The sequence below is a fragment of the Micromonospora sp. NPDC005173 genome (assembly GCF_040608515.1).
GTDB lineage: Bacteria > Actinomycetota > Actinomycetes > Mycobacteriales > Micromonosporaceae > Micromonospora.
The window spans coordinates 1-18,429 of record NZ_JBEXIK010000019.1; the positions used below are offsets into that span (position 1 = coordinate 1).

The 18,429-nt window shown below is 72.3% G+C and carries 15 protein-coding genes; 6 read left to right on the plus strand and 9 right to left on the minus strand.

Annotated elements, in window-relative coordinates:
• From ABZV00_RS21135 to ABZV00_RS21170, 8 genes are all read right to left on the minus strand, one after another.
• Window positions 1-428 (minus strand): transposase (locus tag ABZV00_RS21135; RefSeq protein WP_355608733.1); only part of this gene is annotated, 428 nt, incomplete at its 3' end.
• A 264-nt stretch (window positions 429-692) separates the two neighbouring features.
• Window positions 693-1,421 (minus strand): HD domain-containing protein, encoded by a 729-nt coding sequence (locus ABZV00_RS21140; protein WP_355608736.1) that lies wholly within the window; start codon window positions 1,419-1,421, stop codon window positions 693-695.
• 126 nt (window positions 1,422-1,547) lie between these two features.
• Window positions 1,548-2,936 carry a polysaccharide lyase family 1 protein gene (locus tag ABZV00_RS21145; protein ID WP_355608739.1) on the minus strand — a complete coding sequence of 463 codons (1,389 nt, stop codon included), beginning with the start codon at window positions 2,934-2,936 and terminating at the stop codon, window positions 1,548-1,550.
• Between the two features lie 213 nt (window positions 2,937-3,149).
• Window positions 3,150-4,328, minus strand: coding sequence for a Gfo/Idh/MocA family oxidoreductase (locus tag ABZV00_RS21150; RefSeq protein ID WP_355608742.1), 1,179 nt, complete (start codon window positions 4,326-4,328; stop codon window positions 3,150-3,152).
• A gap of 85 nt (window positions 4,329-4,413) precedes the next feature.
• Complete coding sequence (locus ABZV00_RS21155; RefSeq protein ID WP_355608745.1) at window positions 4,414-5,907, minus strand: mannitol dehydrogenase family protein; 1,494 nt, start codon at window positions 5,905-5,907, stop codon at window positions 4,414-4,416.
• A complete protein-coding gene (locus tag ABZV00_RS21160) occupies window positions 5,898-7,202 on the minus strand; it encodes an enolase C-terminal domain-like protein (RefSeq protein WP_355608748.1) in 1,305 nt (434 codons plus the stop codon). Before ABZV00_RS21160 ends, ABZV00_RS21155 begins: the two co-directional genes overlap by 10 nt.
• Window positions 7,199-8,635: a glucuronate isomerase gene (uxaC, locus tag ABZV00_RS21165; protein ID WP_355608751.1), complete on the minus strand. Its 1,437-nt coding sequence runs from the start codon at window positions 8,633-8,635 to the stop codon at window positions 7,199-7,201. Before uxaC ends, ABZV00_RS21160 begins: the two co-directional genes overlap by 4 nt.
• Before the next feature lie 25 nt (window positions 8,636-8,660).
• Complete coding sequence (locus tag ABZV00_RS21170; protein WP_355608753.1) at window positions 8,661-9,989, minus strand: Gfo/Idh/MocA family oxidoreductase; 1,329 nt, start codon at window positions 9,987-9,989, stop codon at window positions 8,661-8,663.
• A 240-nt stretch (window positions 9,990-10,229) separates the two neighbouring features.
• Here ABZV00_RS21170 and ABZV00_RS21175 point away from each other — a divergent pair, with 240 nt between their 5' ends.
• Genes ABZV00_RS21175 through ABZV00_RS21200 form a run of 6 tightly spaced genes read left to right on the plus strand, consistent with a single transcriptional unit; the run spans window position 10,230 to window position 16,149 of the window.
• On the plus strand, window positions 10,230-11,360 hold the full coding sequence (locus ABZV00_RS21175) for a LacI family DNA-binding transcriptional regulator (RefSeq protein ID WP_355608756.1): 1,131 nt from the start codon (window positions 10,230-10,232) through the stop codon (window positions 11,358-11,360).
• A gap of 19 nt (window positions 11,361-11,379) precedes the next feature.
• Complete coding sequence (locus ABZV00_RS21180; RefSeq protein ID WP_355608759.1) at window positions 11,380-12,726, plus strand: extracellular solute-binding protein; 1,347 nt, start codon at window positions 11,380-11,382, stop codon at window positions 12,724-12,726.
• Window positions 12,727-12,757: 31 nt separating this feature from the next.
• On the plus strand, window positions 12,758-13,741 hold the full coding sequence (locus ABZV00_RS21185; RefSeq protein ID WP_355608762.1) for a sugar ABC transporter permease: 984 nt from the start codon (window positions 12,758-12,760) through the stop codon (window positions 13,739-13,741).
• Window positions 13,741-14,640: a carbohydrate ABC transporter permease gene (locus ABZV00_RS21190; protein WP_355608765.1), complete on the plus strand. Its 900-nt coding sequence runs from the start codon at window positions 13,741-13,743 to the stop codon at window positions 14,638-14,640. Before ABZV00_RS21185 ends, ABZV00_RS21190 begins: the two co-directional genes overlap by 1 nt.
• Window positions 14,624-15,253 carry a hypothetical protein gene (locus tag ABZV00_RS21195; protein ID WP_355608767.1) on the plus strand — a complete coding sequence of 210 codons (630 nt, stop codon included), beginning with the start codon at window positions 14,624-14,626 and terminating at the stop codon, window positions 15,251-15,253. The genes ABZV00_RS21190 and ABZV00_RS21195 overlap by 17 nt, the downstream gene beginning before the upstream one ends.
• The gene (locus tag ABZV00_RS21200; RefSeq protein ID WP_355608770.1) at window positions 15,250-16,149 is read left to right on the plus strand and encodes a PmoA family protein; all 900 of its coding nucleotides are present in this window, start codon (window positions 15,250-15,252) and stop codon (window positions 16,147-16,149) included. Before ABZV00_RS21195 ends, ABZV00_RS21200 begins: the two co-directional genes overlap by 4 nt.
• Before the next feature lie 49 nt (window positions 16,150-16,198).
• On the opposite strand, the gene ABZV00_RS21205 is transcribed toward ABZV00_RS21200, so the two are convergent.
• Window positions 16,199-18,427, minus strand: a complete 2,229-nt coding sequence (locus ABZV00_RS21205; protein ID WP_355608992.1) for a hypothetical protein — start codon at window positions 18,425-18,427, stop codon at window positions 16,199-16,201.
• Between the last annotated feature and the right edge of the window lie 2 nt (window positions 18,428-18,429).

The window sequence follows — 18,429 nt, forward strand, 5'->3', positions numbered from 1 at the left end:
CCGCGTTTGCGTCCGACGATCTTCTTGCCGGCGTCGATGCCCTGGCTGGCCAGTGGCGCGTTGGTGGAGGTTTTCACGCTCTGGGTGTCGATCACGCCGGCTGAGGGCTGGGTGGCGCGTCCGGCCTTGGCGCGGGCCAGGCCGGTGAGCTGGTAGTTGAGTTGGGTGAAGATGCCGTCGCCTGTCCAGGCGGTGAAGTAGCCGTAGACCGTCTGCCAGGGCGGGAAGTCGTGGGGCAGATAGCGCCAGGCGATGCCGGTGCGGTTGACGTAGAGGATCGCGTTGAAGATCTCCCGCAGGTCGTAGGTGGGTTTGCGTCCCCCGATGCCAGCATCGGTGCGAGCCTGGCGCCAGGCGTCCAGGCGTGGTGCGATCAGCGCCCAGCGGGCGTCGGACAGGTCGGAGGGGTAGGCAGGTCGTTCGGCCATACGACATGTCTACTGTGGACGCGGCGGTGGATCACACTTGGGTCTGCCGATTCCCGAACTTTGTGAACCAGACACGATCTGCGGATCAAAGCAGGGCATCTCGCATCGGCATCAATCAGGCGAATCTAGTCCCCTTGGTGATCATTCGGCCCCGCCGACGCCTCACCGGCCAGGTCCACGAAAGCAGCAATATGCAGCGAGCGTGATCAAAACGCCCAGTGAGATCTTGTCGCGGAACCCGGTCGGGTGATGCCCCCGGCCTGGTCAGTTCGGGTGGACGGGCTGGTCCAGGATCGCGCTGAACCGCTCCTCGGCCAGGTCGAGCTGGCCGAAGATGTGCCGCTTCACCGCCGGCGACAGCGGCGTGTCCGGTCGGGCGATCAGCTCCCGGAAGAGCGGCACCATCGGCCGGTACTTGCGGGCCGATGAGACGACCTTCGGCCCGACCGTGTGGATCACCCCGACGCCGTTGTCGGTGAAGTCGGAAACCTTGATCACCCGGGCCCACGGCTCCCGGTCCAGGCTGACCGCCAGGTGCTCGCGGTACTGCGCGTTCCGGTCGCGCTGCGGGTCGTACGCCGGGTTGGTGACGGCGGCGACCAGGGTGGCCACCCGCGGCCCGAACCGGCTGGCCAGTGCGGCCAGCGCGGCGCTGGTCGGGTCGGTGCCCACGTCGCCGCCGGCCAGGTCGGCCGGGTGGTCCTCGACGGCGTCGTGCAGCAGGCCGGCGACGATCACGTCCACATCGCGTACCTGGTAGTGGTGCATCAACCGGATGGCTACCCGCAGCAGGTGGTTGAGGTACGGCTCGCGGACCCGCCGGTCGTCACGGTGCAGGTCGGCGGCCAGGTCGAGCGCGGCGGTCAGCCGGGCCCGGGCGTGGTCGTCGAACTGCAGGACCTCCAACCGGAAGCGCTCCAGCAGGCCTGGTTCGCCGTGGATCTCGGTGATCGCGTGCATCGGCATGCTGCCCAGGTGCGGCGGGAAGTCCATGCGTCACTTATAGCCGATCTTCACCATGTCGATGGCCCCGTGCGTCGCCGACCCGACCGCACGGGACCGGGCCGAACGCTGTCACGGCGTTCGGCCCGGTCGTGCGAACGATGGTGGGCCGATTGCTCAGATTGGCAGCCGGTCGGCGCCGGCGAGCGGCCCGACCAGGAGCGGGACCAGCGGTGCCGGCAGGACCGGGTCGCGGCGCAGGGTCGGCGTCCAGCCGGCGTCGGCCCCCAGGTCGGGCTCGTGCACCGCGTTGTACGCCGCCAGCAGGTCGACCGGTCGCGCCGGAGCGCCGCCCCGGCGGACCCAGGTGCCCCGCTCGGTGAGCGCGGTGCCGCCCCAGTCGTAGAGCAGGTCGGCCGGGTCGACCGCCCAGTCCAGGGTGAAGAAGTTGTTCTGCGCGTACAGCGCGGACTGCACGCCGACGCCGAGCGCGTACTGGAAGTCGGCGCCGCCGAGCCGGTAGTGGTTGTTGTAGACGTCGACCTGGCCGAAGCGCACCCGGGGCAGCCGTTGCAGGACACCGTCGAAGAGGTTGTGGTGCAGGGTGACCTTCAGCCGCCCCACGTCCGGGCCGACGGTGTTGGACGAGCCGATCAGCATCAGCTTGTCGCGTCCGGTGAAGCGGTTCCAGGAGGCGGTGACCAGGCTGGCGGTGTGCGTGACGTCCAGCGACCCGTCGTGCACCTGGTACGGCCGTCCGAAGTAGGTCGGTTGGGCGCTGTCCGGGTTGTCGCCGTCGGTGAAGGTGTTGTGGTCGACCCAGACGTGCTCGCTGCGGCGTACCGAGATCTGGTCGTACTGGCTGTTCCAGTTGCCGGCCTCGCCGTCGGTAGGGGACCAGGCGGGGAAGCAGTCCCGGGCGTCGAAGAAGGTCACATTGCGGACGATGACGTTCGACGCTCGGTCGATCATGAGGGTGAGCCCGGTCAGCCGGGCGCCGGGTAGCCCGACGATGGTGGTGTTGGGGCCGACGTTGATCTGGGTCTGCCGGGTCTGGTTGGCCACCGAGCGCACCCGGGCCTCCTCCAGCGGCCCGGCCGGCGCCACCCGACCCCACACCGCCGGGTCGTACGCGGCCAGGTAGGCGTCCAGCCGGTACGCCGGGTCGGCCAGGTCGCCGCAGCTCAGCGGCGTGCCGTCCGATCCCTCGAAGCCGTCGACGGCACCGTCCACGTAGATCAGCTTCGGGGTGGCGTCGGTCGCGTTGCTGGCGTTGTCGCCGCCCAGCGCCTCGACCAGGTCGGCCCGGCTGCGGACCACCCGGGTCCGCTCGGGGGTCGCCGCCGATCCGCCGCTGGTCCCGGCGCCCTCGGCCGCCCAGCCGTCCCGCTCGGGCAGCGCCTGCCGACCGAGGTGGCGGGCCGACCAGGAGAGCCGGTCGGCGGCGGCCGGTGAGTCCGGGCCGGTGACAGCGGCGGCCGGTGAGTCCGGGCGGGGCGCGGCGCCGGCCGGTGCGGCGACAAGCAGGAGGGCGATCGCCGTAGCGCCGGTGAGGATTCTGCGCATCGATTCTTCCCGTTCGCTGGTGGTGATTCGGCAGTCACCAGGAACGGTAGGTTCGGTGTTTTATGAGAGTCAATATGGATTGTGTGCAGGAATGTTGCAGTTGTCCGGCTCGATCGGCATTGCCCCGACCTCACCGGTCGAGTATTCGGGGGATCTGTCCGATGTGGCCCGCAGGAGTCCGGGCGGTGTTTGCACTCCGGTTGCCGTCGCCCCCTAACCCGCCAGCTCCGCGCGGTACACCGGGGTCGCCCACGGCACCGCCAGCTCGCTCGGCAGCGCCCCCCGTTCGGCCGTCCGGCGCAGTACATCGACGATTCCCCGCAGGTGGCGTACCCGATCTCCGCCCTCGCCCACGTCGGCGACCAGGTCGCCGTCGAGCAGCCGGGGCTCCGGCGCGGCCCGCAACGCGTCCAGCAGCGCGGTGAACGGCGCGGTACGGGCCAGCGGGGCGATCAGCGGCAGCCCGTCCGGGTCGGCCCGGTGTGCGAGCAGGTTCTCCAACAGGCCCCGCCGCCCCGGGACCCGGCGGGTCACCACGTCCCCGGGCAGCCGCAGCCGGTCCGTCGGATACTCCAGCACCGCCCGCCCCGTTGTGCCGGTCACCACCAACTCGCCCGCGACGAACTCCTCGGCGGCCAGGGTCACCGCCGCCAGCACCGGCGGACCGGCGCGGAACCGGACCCGCAGCACCGCGGTGTCCTCCACCTCGATCGGCCGGACCCGGTAGCGCTCCACCTCGATCGCCGTCGGCCACGGCGGCGCACCGCCCAGCACCTCGGCGACCGCCAGGCACTGCATCACCGCGTGCGCGAGCGGGTTGGCCAGCGCGCCGTCCAGTACCGGTCGGCCGTCCAGGGTCCGTTTACCGGCCCACGGGGACCGGACGTAGTAGGCGTCCGGCCGTTGCCAGGCGGCGACCGTCGCGATGCCGGTGACCGTGCCCACCCGGCCGGCGGCCAGCGCGTCGGTCAGCGCGGTCAACGCCGCCGAGCCGAGCGCCTGGAAGCCGACCTGGGCTACCCGGCCGGTGGCCGCCAACGCCTGGGTCAGCTCCTCGTGCTCGACCAGCGACAGCACCGGCGGCTTCTCCAGCAGCAGGTCCGCGCCAGCGGCCAGGGCGTCCCGGGCGATCGGCAGGTGGGTGTGCGGCGGGGTGCAGATCACCACCACCTCCGGCTGCGTGGCGGCGAGCATCGCCCGATGGTCGGTGAACACCCCGACTCCGGGCGGCACCGGCGCCGCCGGCTCGTCCTCCACCGGCCGGACGTCGACCAGGGCCACCAGCCGCAGCCGGCCGGCGGCGTGCAGTGGCGCGATCACCCGCCGGTGCCACCGGCCGTGCCCGTTCGCCCCGATCACCGCCACCCGGGTCGGCGGCGTGTGCCCGTTCACCGGGCACCAACCAGCGTCGCCCCGCTCACCAGGGCACCAACCAGCGTCGGCCCGTTGGCCGGGCCGCAAGCCAGCGTCGGCCCGTTCACCGGGCACCGGCCAGTGTCGCCTCGACGCCGTGGCGCTCCAGCGCGGTCAGCCAGGCGGTCACCTCGGCCCGAACCTCGTCGTCCCCGGCCACCTCGGCAGGGATGACCTCGCGCAGCGCGAAGACCGCGTCTACCACACCGGCCGGGCTCTGCGTGCCGGCGTCCAGCGCGGCCCGGATCGCCCCAGCGAGGGGATCCTGCAGCGGCAGCGGCCGGCCGTCGTCGGCGTGGCCCAGCACGAAGCGCAACCAGGCGGCCACCACCAGCGCGCCCCAGCGGGCGGACCTGCCGGACGCACGCAGGTCGGCGATGGTGTGCAGGATCCGTTGCGGCAGCTTCTGTGAGCCGTCCATCGCCACCTGCAGGGTGCGGTGCCGGATCGCCGGGTTGCCGAACCGAGCGAGGACCTGCTCGCCGTAGTCGACCACCCGTACCCCGTCCGGCGGGGTGAAGCTTGCCGCCACGTCCTCGGCGATCAGCCGGCGCAGCACATCGGTCAGGTGCGGGATCTCCAGCGCGTCGGCGATCGTCTCCCGCCCGGCCAGCGCGCCCAGGTACGCCGCGGCCGAGTGCACGCCGTTGAGGGTGCGCAGCTTCAACCGCTCCCAGGGACCGGCGTCGTCGGTGAGCACCGCCCCGGCGTGCTCCCAGCCCGGCCGGCCGCCGGGGAAGTCGTCCTCGATCACCCACTGCGCGTACGGCTCGGCGGCCACCGCGGCCAGGTCGGTCACGCCGAGCGCCCGGCGGGCCGCCTCGATCGTCTCCGGGGTGCTGGCCGGCACGATCCGGTCCACCATGGTGCCGGGGCAGGTGACGTTGCCGGTCACCCAGTCGAGCAGCCCGGCGGGTACCCCGGCGGCCCGGCCGACGGCCTGGTCGACCAGGCCGCGTAACCGCCGGCCGTTGGCCGGCAGGTTGTCGCAGCTGACCAGCGCCACCGGCCCGGCGTCCGCCGCGGCCCGGGCGGCCAGCCCGCGCAGCAGCAGCCCCGGCACGGTGGTCGGGGGCCGGCCGCCGGCCAGGTCCGCGGCGAGCGCCGAATCGGGGCACAACTGGCCGGTCACCGGGTCGAGCTGGTACGCCTTCTCGGTGACGGTCAGCGTCACCACCCGCACCGCCGGATCGGCGAGCAGCGCCACCACGGCGTCCGGGTCGCTGGCCGCGTGCCGTACCCCGCTCAGCGCGCCCACCACCCGGGTGGCGCTACCGGCGGCGGAGAGGGTGCTGACGCTGAACAGGTTGTCCTGCGCGGCGAGCGCCTCGACGAGGGCGGTGCTGCGCGGGGCGACCGCCACGATGCCCCAGTCGCCGCCGGCCGCGCCGACCGCGGCCTCGGTGTAGACGGCCTGGTGCGCCCGGTGGAACGCACCGAGCCCGAGGTGGACGATGCCGGCCCGCACGGTGCCCGGCCGGACCAGCGGTCGGGCCTCGGCGGGCAGTTGACGCAGCATGCCCAGGCCGAGTCGGGAGGCGCCGACGGTCACCGCCATGCCGGGCCGTCCGGGAAGCGGAACTCGGCGATCGACGCGGGCTTCATGGTGGCGCTGTAGCCGGGCCGCTCGGGCAGCAGGTAACGGCCGCCCCGGGTACGTACCGGGTCGACGAAGTGCTCGTGCAGGTGGTCGACGTACTCGACCATCCGCCCGTCCAGGCCGGTGCCGACCCGCAGGTAGTCGAAGATCGCCAGATGCTGGACGTACTCGCAGAGGCCGACACCGCCGGCGTGCGGGCAGACCGGCACCCCGAACTTGGCCGCCAGCAGCAGCTCCGCGAGGACCTCGTTGACGCCGCCGACCCGGCACGCGTCGATCTGCATCACGCCGATCGCCTCGGCCTGGAGCAGTTGCTTGAAGATCACCCGGTTGGCGGCCACCTCACCGGTGGCCACCCGGCACCGCCCGTCGGTCAGCTCGGTGACCGCGCGGGCGATCCGGGCGTGCCCGAGGATGTCGTCGGCGTGCGTCGGCTCCTCGATCCAGTACGGGTCCACCTCGGCCAGCACGGTCATCGCGGTGATCGCCTCGTCGACGTCCCAGACCTGGTTGGCGTCCATCATGAGCAGCGCGTCCGGGCCGATCTCGGCCCGGATGATCCGGGCCCGGCGCAGGTCGTCGGCGAGCGGGCCGCCGACCTTCATCTTCATCGCCCGCCAGCCGTCGTCGTATGCCTGCCGGGTCAACGCCCGCACCTTGTCGTCGGGGTAGCCGAGCCACCCGACCGAGGTGGTGTACGAAGGGAAACCACTTTCCGTGAGCTCCGCGAGCCTGCCATCCCCTCCGATCAATCCATTGTCGAGGATGGCGGCGGCCTCGTCCGGGGTGAGCGCGTCGGTGATGTGCCGAAAGTCGATGCTGGCGACCAGCTCGTCGGTGGGCAGCTCGGCGAGGAACCGCCACATCGGCTTGCCGGCCAGGGTGGCCCGTAGGTCCCAGACCGCGTTGACCAGCGCGCCGGTCGCCATGTGGATGACGCCCTTCTCGGGGCCCAACCAGCGCAGCTGCACGTCGGCGCTGAGCGATCGCCAGAACGCCACCGGCTCGGCGGCGATCTCCTCGACCGTGCGGCCCCGCACGTGATGGGCCAGTGCACGGACCGCCGCGCAGGTGATCTCGTTGCCCCGGCCGTTGGTGAATGTGAACCCGGCGCCGGTCGGCCCGGCATCGGTGCCGAGCTCCACGTACGTGGCCGAGTAGTCGCCCCGGTTGATCGCGTCGGAGCCGTCGCCCCGGGCGGCGGTCGGGAACCGCACGTCGTGCACCTCGACGGAGGTGATGGTGACCGTCACCGCTGTTGTTCCTTCCCAAAGTTGAAGACCCGCTTCGGCAGCCGGTACGCCAGGTCGACGATGGTCTCGGCTGCCTCGTCCATCGGCAGCCGGTGCTCGGCGACCAGCCGGGCCAGGAAGCCGGCGTCCACCCGGCGGGCCACGTCGTGGCGGACCGGGATGGAGCAGAACGCCCGGGTGTCGTCGACGAACCCGGTGGTGTTGTAGAAGCCCGCGCTCTCGGTGACCGTCTCCCGGAACCGGCGCAGCACCTCGGGGGAGTCCAGGAACCACCAGGGCGCGCCGAGCAGCAGCGCGGCGTAACCGCCGGCCAGCGGCGCCAGCTCGCGGGTGAAGGTGTCCTCGTCGAGGGTGTAGAGCACCACCCGCAGCCGGGGGTCGTTGCCGTAACGGTCGAGCAGCGGGGCGAGCGCGTGCACGTACTCGGTGGCCTGCGGGATGTCGCCGCCGACGTCGCGGCCGTGCCGGGCGTGCAGCCAACGGTTGTGGTTGCGCACCGCGCCGGGGTGCAACTGCATGACCAGGCCGTCGTCGAGTGACATCCGGGCGAACTCCACCAGCATGTGCGCCCGGAACGCCTCCGCGTCGGCCGGGCCTGCCTCGCCGCGCCGGCCCCGGTCGTACAGCCGCGCGGCCTCCTCCGGGGCCAGGTCCAGGGTGCGCGCGGTGGGGTGACCGTGGTCGGAGGAGGTCGCCCCGGCGGCGATGAACGCGGCCCGGCGGGCCCGCAGCGCGGCCAGGTAGCCGGTGTACGTGCCGGTGTCCTCGCCGGCCAGCTCGCCCAGTCGCTCCACGTTGGTCGACCAGCCCTCGAACTCCATGTCCACCACGTCGTCCGGGCGGAAGGTGGTGACCACCCGGCCGCCCGGCCCGCCCCAGCCGTCGGCGGCGAGCTTGGCGTGCTGACCGAGGTCGTCCAGCGGCGACTCGGTGGTGGCCAGCACCTCGATGCCGAACCGTTCGAACAGCGCCCGGGGCCGGAAGTCCGGCTCGGCGAGCCGGGCAGACAGTTCGTCGTAGAGGGTGTCGGCGGTGGCCGGGCTCAGCGGGGTGTGCACCCCGAACACGGTGCGGAACGTCTGCTCCAGCCAGAGCCGCGACGGGGTGCCCCGGAACAGGTGCCAGTGCGCGGCGAAGCGCCGCCAGATGACCCGGCCGTCGGTCTCCACCGGGCTGCCGTCGCGGGTGGGAACGCCCAGGTCCGCCGGGGGTACGCCCTGGCTGAGCAGCATCCGGGTCAGGTAGTGGTCGGGCACGATGAGCAGTTGCGCCGGGTCCGGAAAGGGCTGGTCCTCGGCGAGCAGGGCCGGGTCGACGTGCCCGTGCGGCGAGATGATGGGTTGCTCGGCGGCCAGCGCGTACAGCTCCCGGGCCAGCGCGCGCTGGCCGGGCTCGGGTGGCAGGAGCAGGTCGGTGTGGTCGAACGTCGACACGGGGCTGGGCTCCTCGTCGGGTGGGTCAGCGGGGGGTGAGCAGGTCGGCGACCCGGACCGGCTGGCCGGTCTCGAAGGACCGGTTGGCGGCCAGGCCGGTGAGCAGGGCCAGGGCGCCGTCGTCGGCGGTGGCGGCGCGGTCCAGCGGGTCGGGGTGGCCACCGAAGAGCACGCCGGTCATCCGGGCGTCCGCGCCGCCGTGCCCGTGCCGGGTGCGACCCTCGACCGGGATCTGCCGGGGTGGGGCCCAGAACGGGCGCAGGGTGAGCGTCGCGCCGCCGCCCTCGGCGGGCGCCTCGGTGCCGTGCAGCGCGGCGCCCTTGACCGCGCCGGCGGTGCCTCGGTCGACGAAGTCGTTCTCGGTGACCTCCAGCTCCAGCCGGCCCCGGCTGCCGTTGACCATCACCCGGTAGCCCTCCCAGGGGGCGTACGCGGTGAGGTGGTAGGTCATCGTGGCGCCGGTGGAGTAGCGGGCGAGCACCGCCATGTCGTCCTCGATGCTCACTCCCGGGGCGAAGACGTTGCGGTCGCGCTGGTAGCCGTCCTCGGCCTCGCCGTCGAGGTACAACTCGCGCAGCCGGGGGTGCGCGTCGAGTCGCAGCGCGAACGGGTCGTCGACGGCGGCGGGGGAGCCGTGCGCCCGTTCGTAGTCGCGGGCGTAGCCGTGCCGGCGGCCGGTGTCGCCGTAGAAGAACAGCCGTCCGGCCGCGTACACCTCGATCGGGGTGGCGGCCAGCCACCAGTTGACCAGGTCGAAGTGGTGGCTGGCCTTGTGCACCATCAGCCCGCCGGAGGTGGCCTTGTCCCGGTGCCAGCGGCGGAAGTAGTCGGCGCCGTGCCGCACGTCGAGCAGCCACTCGAAGTGCACCGAGCCGATCTCGCCGACCGCGCCGTCGGCGAGCAGCCGGCGGACCTGCTCGTGCAGGGGGTTGTAGCGGTAGTTGAAGGCGACCGTCACCCGGCCGCCGGTCTCCGTCACGGCGTCCAGGATCCGCCGGCAGCGCGGCGCGTCCACGGTCATCGGCTTCTCGGTGACGACCTCCCGGCCGGCGCGCAGCGCGGCCACCACGTACTCGTCGTGGGTGACGTCGACGCTGGTCACCAGGACGACGTCGACGCGCTCCTTGTCCAGCATGGCCAGGAAGTCGCCGGCCGGGTAGGTGGCCACCGGCCGGTGCCCCAGCTCGGTCAGCCAGCGGTTGTGCGCGTCCATCCTGGCCTGGTTGACGTCGGCGAAGGCGACCAGCTCGGTGGAGTCGGCGTGGTCGAGCACCAGTGCCCGGACGAACATCTCCGCCCGCGCGCCGGCGCCCACGACGGCGTACCGGACCCGGCCGTCGGCACTCGGTGACATTCGGTCGCCTCCCCCGGATGATCCTGCAAAGGTTTGCAGTGAAGTAATCATGCTCGATCCGATCGCGTCAACGAGGGCGGCACAATCGGCGGTAAATGTCAGTGTTTACGGGGCTACGAGTCACGTGTGGGAGCGCTGACGCAACAGAACCGTAATCGTCCACCGTTGACACTGGCGCAACCGTTTGCATTAATTGGCCCCACCCACGTGACCGCCGCCACATCGGACGAAGGGGCCGCCGTGCCAGTCACCATCCGGGACGTCGCCCGTGCCTCCGGGGTGCACATCTCCACCGTGTCCCGCACCTTCTCCGCTCCGCACCTGGTCAACCCGGAGACCCGGGTCCGGGTGCTGGCCTGCGCGGAGGACCTGGGCTACCGGCCGAACCGGGCCGCCCGGGCCCTGATCACCGGGCGGACGCACAACATCGGGCTGATCATCGCGGACATCGCGAACCCGTTCTTCCCGCCGCTGATCAAGGCGGCGGAGAGCCAGGCCCGGCACCGCGACTACCACGTCTTCGTGGCCGACACCAACGAGGACCCGACCACCGAGGAGGAGTTGGTCCACGCGCTGGCCAAGCAGGTGGACGGGGTGCTGCTGTGCAGCCCGCGGATGAGCAACAGCCTGATCGAGCAGCTCAGCCGCGAGGTCCCTTTGGTGGTGGTGAACCGCCAGGTGACCGGCCTGCCCTGTGTGCTGATGGACGTCGGGCAGGGCGCCCGGGCGGCGATCGAGCACCTGATCGGCCTGGGCCACACCCGCATCGCGCTCCTCGGCGGGCCACGCAGCTCGTGGACCAACCGGGAGATGCGCCGGGCCGCCGCCACGGCCGCCCGGGCCGGCGGCGCGGAGTTGACCCTGCTCGGCCCGAACGCGCCCACCGAGACCGGTGGGTCCGCCGTCGCCGAGCAGGTGCGCCGCAGCGGGGTGTCGGCCGTGCTCGCCTACAACGACCTGATGGCGATCGGCCTCATCGAGGGGCTGGACGCGCTCGGGGTCCGGGTGCCGCAGGAGGTGAGTGTCGTCGGGGTCGACGACATCGCCCTGAGCCGGCTCACCCGCCCCAAACTGACGACGGTGGCCACACCCACCGCGGCCGCCGGCCGGACGGCCGTCGACATGCTGCTGCAACAGGACACCGAGTCACCGCGCGGCGCGCGGGGGCTCGGTGCCGGCACGGCGCTCGGCGTCCGTCGTACCACCGCACAGGTAATGCTCCAGACCGACCTGGTCATCCGCGACTCGACCGGCCCGGGCCCGCAGGCCCGACCGGTACGTCCCCTGGCCGCGCCGCAGAGCCCGGACCCGCATTGCCCTGCGGGCCCGGGCACCCCGACCGCGGCCACCGGTGACGCCGTCGCCTCCTAATGCCGAGGAGTGAGCGCACATGCACCCCGCAACGCCCCCCACCGCCAGCGCGTCCGTCGGGCGCACCCACCGTACCCCGCTGCCCCGGCGGCGGCTGCTGCGCGGCCTGCTCGCCGCGACGGTCGCCGCACCGCTGCTGTTCGGCGCCGCCGCCTGCGGCGGAGACGACGAATCCGCCGATCCCAACGCCCCGGTCAAGCTGTCCATCTTCTGGTGGGGCGGCGACGCCCGGGCCAAGCTGACCGAGGACGCCCTGGCCCTCTACACCAAGAAGCACCCGAACGTGACCTTCGAGAAGACCTGGCAGGCCAACCAGGGCTACTTCGACAAGCTGGCCACGCTCACCGCCGGCGGCAACCCGCCGGACCTGTTCCAGATCGACGACAACTACCTGGCCGAGTACGCGGCCCGCAACACCACGCTCGACCTGACCTCCTACCAGGAGTCCGGCAAGCTGGACACCTCCAAGTTCCCCGAGAGCCTCTGGCAGTACGGCGTGGTCGACGGCAAGCTCGCCGGTCTGGCCGCCGGGGAGAACACCCAGGGTCTGGTCTACAACAAGACGCTGCTGACCAAGAACGGCCTGCCCGAGCCCACCACCGGGATGAGCTGGGAGGCGCACATCGCCTGGGCCGAGGAGGTGTCGAAGAAGACCAGTGTGCCCGGCACGCAGGACCCGAGCGCCGACTACAAGGCGTTCTGGGTGTGGCTGCGCCAGCAGGGCAAGGACCTCTACAAGGGCAAGGAGCTGGGCTTCACCGCCGAGGACGTGACCGGGTGGTTCGATCTGTGGAAGGGCGCCCGCGACCGTAAGGCCACCCCGACCGCCGACGTCATCCACGAGGGCAACTCCAGTGACGTCACCAAGCAGTTGGTGGTCACCGGCAAGTCGGCGACCTCCTGGGTCTGGGCCAACCAGATGCCCGACCTGAAGAAGAACACCAAGGACGAGCTGGGCGTGATCGCCTACCCCGGTGACCCGAGCGCGCAGTGGGCCCGGGCCTCGATGTACTGGTCGGTGTTCAAGGGCAGCAAGAACAAGGACGTCGCGGTCGACGTGATCAACTTCCTGAACAACGACCAGGAGGCGGTCAAGCTGCTCGGCACCGACCGCGGTCTGCCGTCCAATCTGGACCTGCGTCGCGTGGTCAGCGACGACACCACCGACCCGGCGATGAAGCAGTCCATCGCCGTCGAGGCGGAGCTGACCCAGAAGTTCGGCAAGTCCCCGCAGGTGCCGATCAAGGGTCACAGCAAGGTCAAGTCCGAGCTGATCAAGGCCGCCGAGAACGCCCAGTACGGCCGGGCCACCCCCGCCGCGGCCGCCGCCCAGTTCGTCGAGGCGTGCAAAGCCGCCATCGCCTGACCGCCCCACCAGGCGAGGAGAGGAGCTGTTCGTGGCGTTGACCACGGCACCCGACCCGACCCGACGCGGCCCCGGAACCGACCGGGCCCACGCCGAGAGGCGTGGGCCCGGACGCCTCCGGCACAGCGAAGGTCTGGCGGGGTACGTCTTCCTGTCGCCGTGGCTCATCGGCCTGATGGGTGTCACGGCGGTCCCCATGCTGTTGTCGCTCTACCTGAGCTTCACCAACTACGACATCCTCACCCCATTCTCCGAGGTGGAGTGGGTGGGGTTGGCCAACTACGAACGGATGTTCACCGCCGACCCGTCGTACTGGCACGCGGTGCGGGTGACCTTGACCTTCGCGCTGGTCGCCGTGCCGCTGAAGCTGGCCGCGGCGCTCGGCGTGGCGCTGCTGCTCAACCGTGCCTGGCGCGGGGTCGGGTTGTTCCGCGGGCTGTTCTACCTGCCGTCGCTGCTCGGCGGCAGCGTCGCGCTGGCCATCGTCTGGGTCAACATGTTCAACCGCGACGGCGCGTTCAACTCGCTGCTGAGCCTCTTCGGCATCCAGGGCAAGCCGTGGGTCAACGACCCCGACTGGGCCCTGGAGACGCTGATGGTGCTGGCCATCTGGCAGTTCGGCGCGCCGATGGTGATCTTCCTGGCCGGCCTGAAGCAGGTGCCCACCGAGCTGTACGAGGCCGCGTCGGTCGACGGTGCCGGGCGCTTCCGCCAGTTCCGCAACGTCACCCTGCCGATGCTCTCCCCGGTGATCTTCTTCAACCTGGTGCTGGAGACGATCAACGGCTTCCAGGGGTTCACCGCCGCGTTCGTGCTGAGCAACGGCACCGGCGGCCCGGTCGACTCCACCCTGATGTACACGCTGAACCTCTACATCACCGGCTTCACCGACCTCGAGATGGGCTATGCCTCGGCCATGGCCTGGGTGTTCCTGCTCGCCATCGCGGTGATCACCGCGATCTTCTTCAGCACCGGGCGGTTCTGGGTGCACTACTCCGACGGGGAGGATCGGTGATGGTGGCGGTGACCCCGACGGCCGGCGTACCGACCGGGCCGGCGCCGGCAGCGCGTCGGCGCACCGGCGGACGGTCGGCACTGCGACTGCTGATCCTGGTGGCGATCGTCGCCGTGGTGCTCTACCCGCTGATCTGGATGCTGGGCACCTCGGTGAAGTCCCAGGAGGAGATCGTCAACAACGTCGGGCTGCTGCCGGAGCGGTTCACCCCGGGCAACTACACCGCCGGGTGGTCCAACTTCGACGTCAGTTTCGGCCGGTTCTTCCTCAACAGCGCGATGGTCAGCCTCCTCACCGTCGTCGGCAACGGGCTCTCCTGCCTGCTGGCCGCGTACGCCTTCGCCCGGCTGCGGTTCCGCCTGCGGGGCATGTGGTTCGCCGTCATGATCGGCACGCTGCTGCTGCCCCAACACGTGCTGATCGTGCCGCAGTACATCCTGTTCCGGACGCTCGGGCTGGTCGGCGGCGAGTGGCCCTACCTGCCGCTGCTCATCCCGCAGTTCCTGGCCACCGAGGCGTTCTTTGTCTTCCTCATGGTGCAGTTCATGCGGGGCGTCCCACGCGAGCTGGACGAGGCGGCCCGGATCGACGGCGCCGGCCCGTTCGGCATCTTCCGGCACATCATCCTGCCGCTGAGCCGTCCCGCGCTGGTCACCACGGCGATCTTCTCGTTCATCTGGACCTGGAACGACTTCTTCCGGCAGTTGGTCTTCCTCTCCCAACTGGAGGACTACACCGTGCCGGTCGCGTTGACCCTGTTCATCGACTCGACCAGCCAGAGCGCGGTCGGGCCGATGTTCGCCATGTCGGTGCTGTCGCTGCTGCCGGTCTTCCTGTTCTTCGTCGCGTTCCAGCGGATGCTCGTCGAGGGGATCAACACCAGTGGCATCAAGGGCTGAGCCGGAGGAGGCGGGCGTTCGGCGGGACTGGCGCGACGTCGCCTGGGACGCGGCCGACCTGGCGCTGCTCGGCATCCTGCTGGTGCTGGCGGCGGCACCGCTGGTCACCGCCGCCGCGGCGGTCGGCACGGCCAGCGCGGCGGTGCACGACTGGACCCGTACCGGCAGTTGGCCGCCGGCGCGGGCCACCGTGGGCCGGTTCGGTCGCTCGGTGCTGCCCGGCGTGCCGGTCAGCCTGCTGGCGGTCGCCGTGGCCGGGTTGCTCGCCGCCGACCTGGCGGCCCTGGCCACCGGCCGGGTGCCGGGCGGCCCGCCCGCGCTGTTGCTGACCGCGCTGGTCACGGCCGGCCTGGCCGGGTGGGCCGGGCTGGTCGTCGTCGAGGTGGGCGGGAACGGGGGCGGGCGGTGGCGGGCGGCGGCCCGGTCCGCCGCCCGCGCCTGCCTCGACCGGCCCGCCCGCTGGGCCGCCCTCAGCGGGGTGACCGCGCTGGCCGGGCTGCTTGGCGTCCTGGTCACGCCGGTGGCGGTGCCGATCCTCGCCGGCTACACGGTGGCAGCCCTGTACGCCGTCGCCGGTCGCCGGTCGCTCCCCGCCCACCCGGAGCTGCCATGACAACCGAGCGTCCGTCCGGCCACAGCGCCACCGACCCCGGCCCGGCCACCACGACCGAGGAGCCGGCACGGCTGCTGGTCGACGGGACGGAGGTGGCCCGGTACGTGCTCGACCCGGAGCTGGACGTGCGGCACGGTCCCCGGCCGTACCTGCACCCGGTACGCACCCTGGGCGGCACGGTCGTCACCGACGCCCTGCCCGCCGACCACGTGTGGCACCTCGGCGCCTCCCTCGCCGTGCAGGACGTGAACGGCACCAACCTCTGGGGTGGACGCACCTACGTCCGCGACGTCGGCTACACCTGGCGTGACGACCACGGGGTCATCGCGCACGCCGGTCACGTCGAGCGGGCCCCGGACCGGTACGCGCACGACCTCCAGTGGCGTGACCGTGCCGGCCGGACGCTGCTGACCGAGCGGCGTCGGCTCGCCGCGTCGGCGGTGGCGCCGGACGCCTGGCGGCTCGACCTGGACTCCGCCCTCACCGCGCCGGGCGACCGGGAGGTGCGCCTGGGCAGCCCGGCCACCAACGGTCGGCCCGGTGGGGCCGGCTACGGCGGGTTCTTCTGGCGGACCGCCGCCGACGGGGACCCGGCGGTGTTCACCGCCGACGCCGAAGGGGAGGAGGCGGTCAACGGCAGTGCGGCGCCGTGGCTCGCGCTGACCGGCGTCGGGCCGGGCGGCGGGGCGTACACCCTGGTCTTCGCCGGTCTCGGGCGCGGCGACCGGTGGTTCGTGCGGACCGCGATGTACCCGGGGGTCTGCGTGGCGTTCGCGTTCGGCCGGCCGGCCGTGGTCGCGGCCGGCGAGACCCGGCACGGCCGGTACCGGGTGTGGGTGGCCGACGGGACGCTCGACCGGAACCGGGCTGCGGCCCTGGTCGGGGCGGTGCCCTGAGGCCGATGTGCACGCCCGGGGCGCCGACGCCGACCGACCGTGGGCGTGGTCAGCGGGAGCGATCGGTCAGCTCGCGGACCGCCGCCTGATACGCGGCCTGAGTGTGGTACGGCCAGTGCCGCTCGACCGGGGGCGGCACGGTATCCGCCGGGTAGATGGTCAGGCTGCGGGGATCGCGGAGCCGGATGTCGACGTCGTCTGCTGCCGGGTCGGCGCAGGACGGCGGTGTGTCCGAGGCCCCGGGGAAGATCGGCCCGCCGATCGGATCGGTGTCCCGCCACAGGTTCCGCCACCGCCACCCGATCCGCTCGCCCAGGTCGCAGAGCGTCTGCGGCCCCAGGTACGCCGGATAGAGCCGGGCGTAGGTGCGGCGCAGCGGCGAGCCGTAGGTCAGCAGCGAGACCCGGGACAGCACGGACGGCGGTAGTTGCAGGATGGTGGCGGCGGCGAGGACCGAGCCGTGACTGTGCCCGGAGAGGATCACCGGCCCGTGTGCGGCGAGCCCGGTGACCCGTTTCGCCAACTCCGGAACGGTGCGGGCGGCGTAGCTGGGCGGCGCGAACGGGTGGACCGTGCGGGGCCAGAAGGTGCCTAGGTCCCACAGCACCGCCACCACCCGGCGGGTCTGGGAAGACCGGTAGGCGCGGAAACCGAGGACCATGAGGCAGATCACCAGCAGGCTGATCACCCACACACCCGCATCGGTGACGTAGGCGGCGACCACCGCCAGCGCGCCACCGTGTCCGCCGAGCCGGGCCGCGAGCTGGGTGGGACCGATCCCGATCAGGTCCAGGGCGACCGTGACCAGCCCCAGCGACGCGATCACCAGGAACGCGATGAGCACCGGTCCCAGCTCCTCGGTGAACCGGGACCGGGCGATGGTCTCTCGGACCAGGCGTAGCCGCTTCTGCTCCTGCGCCGGCACGTTCGGGTAGTCCCGCTCCACGACGCGTGCCGCCAGCCGACGTCGCCGCTGCCGGCTCAGCAGGAGCGTGGCCGAGGCAGCCGCCGCGCCCACCAGCAGCGCGGTGAGCCCGGCGAGTGCGGCCCACCAGTAGGCGACCGGCGGCTCCAGCGGGCCGAGGCTCGGCGCGTTGGGCCGGATCGGATCGGGAATGTTGCCGTGGTCGAGGGCGTCGGCGGTCCGGTAGACCAGGGTGGCGGTGAAGGCCGCGCCAACGCTTACCGCCGACGCCGCCATGATCGGGGTGCCGAGCCCGCGCAGGAAGTGGCGGGCGTGGGCGCCGGCAGTGCGCTGGCGGGCGTACGTGACGACGGTGAGCACGACGAGCAGGACGCCCTGGGCCACGACCACGCCAGCTGCCGCGCCCTCGTACCCGGGCAGCTTGCCGGACCCGGAGGGTGCCGCGCCCGCGAGGGCGGCAGAGCCGAGGCACAGCACACTCACCCCCGCGGTGGCCGCCGACAGCGATCGCAGTAACCGCCGGGTTCGCGCGGTGGTGGCGGGCACGGGCAGGCAGAGCAGGACCACGCAGAACACGAGCAGCCCGACGGCCGCCACGAACTGCGCGATGTGCCCGGATACGCCGACGCCGTCGGGCGAGATGCCCGCCAGCAGGCTGACGTTCAGTGTGCCGACGCCGAGCGCCACGTGGACCTGGCGCAGCCAACCGATCGTCCGCTCGTCGTGCCAGAAACCGGCGTCTTCGAGGCCCTCGGTCTGACCGGGGGCGGGCGGCTGCGCGGACGACGGGCCGAAGCCCTCGAACGCCCGCGCGGACCGGACGCCGATCGCCCAGACGACCCGCAGCGCGAGCAGTGGGACGAGCGCGAGCAGAGCCAGCCGGGGGCCGGACGGCAGCGTGTAGAGCCAGGCCAGATAGGGGCGGCTGGCCCGGCACCCGGGGTAGGGCACGCACTGCCAGCCGATCAGATCCAGCGTGACGCCCACGATCGCCAGCACGAAGGTGGCGGTGAGGGTGCCGGCGAGCAGCCGGCAGAGCACGCCGAGCAACCCCCACCGGTCCTGCCCCGGCGGCCGCAGCCAGATGGCCAGGTTCCCCAGCATGAAGGGCAGCAGCAACAACATCGAGGCCGACCGGACCGCGGCACCTGCGGTCAGGGATCCCCAGTGGTACGCCTCGACGGTGACTCCGGGGGTGGCCCCACCGGCTACGCCGCTCCCCGGACGGGGTCGGAAGAAGCCCGCGTGGCTGTCCCCGGCGACCCGGACCACGATCGGGTGATCGAGGATCCGTTCCGCGGTCACCCCGGAGACGCCGTGCACGCGCAGCTCCACTGCGTCGCACGCCGGCATCC